The 464-nt window shown below is 65.7% G+C and carries 1 protein-coding gene; it reads left to right on the top strand.

Annotated elements, in window-relative coordinates; translation table 11 throughout:
• On the top strand, nt 1-464 hold a 464-nt coding region (locus tag FHK88_RS00230; RefSeq protein WP_227428782.1), incomplete at both ends, for a response regulator.

The raw sequence follows: 464 nt of genomic DNA, 5'->3' as shown, positions 1-464 counted from the left end.
ATATTGTAGGGGAGGCCTCCAATGGCGCGGAAGCGGTGTCGCTGGTCAAGGAACTGGATCCCGACGTCGTCTTGATGGACGTCCGGATGCCCGTCCTGGACGGGATCGAAGCGACGCGGGCCCTCAGTGCTGCGGATTCGAGAGCGCGCGTCATCATTTTGACCACCTTCGACGTTGATGAGTACGCGTTTGCCGGGCTCCAAGCTGGCGCGTCTGCGTTCCTGCTCAAGGATGCAGCACCGGAGGAGCTCATCCAGGCGATCCGGGTGGTGGCCAGCGGCGACGCCGTCGTGGCGCCGAGGGTGACCCAGCGGCTGCTCGAGACGTACGTTCGTGGCGCTGCCCGGCCCGCACCGGCAACGTCAGCACCGGACCCATTGCTGGCGGAGCTCACGCCGCGGGAAACAGAGATGTTGGAGGCCATGGCGGAGGGGCTTTCCAACGCGGAGATCGCCCATCGCTAC

The organism is Psychrobacter sp. I-STPA6b (assembly GCF_020662265.1).
Lineage (GTDB): Bacteria > Pseudomonadota > Gammaproteobacteria > Pseudomonadales > Moraxellaceae > Psychrobacter.
The sequence above is the reverse complement of the archived record's forward strand: the minus strand, read 5'-3'. Positions and strand labels throughout refer to the sequence as shown.